Annotated in this window: 1 protein-coding gene; it reads right to left on the bottom strand. The window is 47.9% G+C overall.

Annotated features, from left to right (window positions below):
• Nucleotides 1-92 precede the first annotated feature (92 nt).
• On the bottom strand, nucleotides 93-507 hold a 415-nt coding region (gene sulA, locus WH277_RS01930; RefSeq protein ID WP_339504082.1), incomplete at its 5' end, for an SOS-induced cell division inhibitor SulA.

The following is a 507-nucleotide window of genomic DNA, read 5'->3' as shown; positions in this document are numbered from 1 at the left end:
CAGCTAAACCATTGTCCCACCGCGTCATAACATTATTGGCGTGATAAGAAGGGTCTGGCAGAGATAAAGTCTGAGAAAAATCTTATTTTTACTTAATGATACAAAGATGAGTGAATTCTTAATCCATTGAGCGGTCTGGCTGAGGAGTAAATGCTGTTTTCTGAGCGCATAATTAACCCTAATGCCTGCCCTGAACTTGCCGCTTCCTGCAAGCGTTGACGATCCACTTCTGATATCTCTTCATCCAGCCAGCCTAAAACCACGCTGTAATTCCCGGTCTGCAACGCTTTAATCATGGCTTCTACCGTGGTGATCGTCCCGGAGTAGGGAGACTGCATGACTTTATCCAGAGGTAACCCGGAGCGCTGTAACCAGTCGCGGCTGAGCTTCTGTTGCGGGGTCAGCCATAACTGCCAGCGAGACTGCATCCCCAACTGCTGCAATAAAGGCAGCAGCAGCAATTGAGTCATGTCAGGTTGATTCTCACTGTAAATCAGTTCGCTGATC

It is taken from the genome of Erwinia sp. MYb416 (assembly GCF_037479575.1).
GTDB classification, from domain to species: Bacteria; Pseudomonadota; Gammaproteobacteria; order Enterobacterales; family Enterobacteriaceae; genus Erwinia; species Erwinia rhapontici.
Note: the sequence above shows the minus strand (reverse complement) of the source record. Positions and strands in the feature narration are given on the sequence as shown.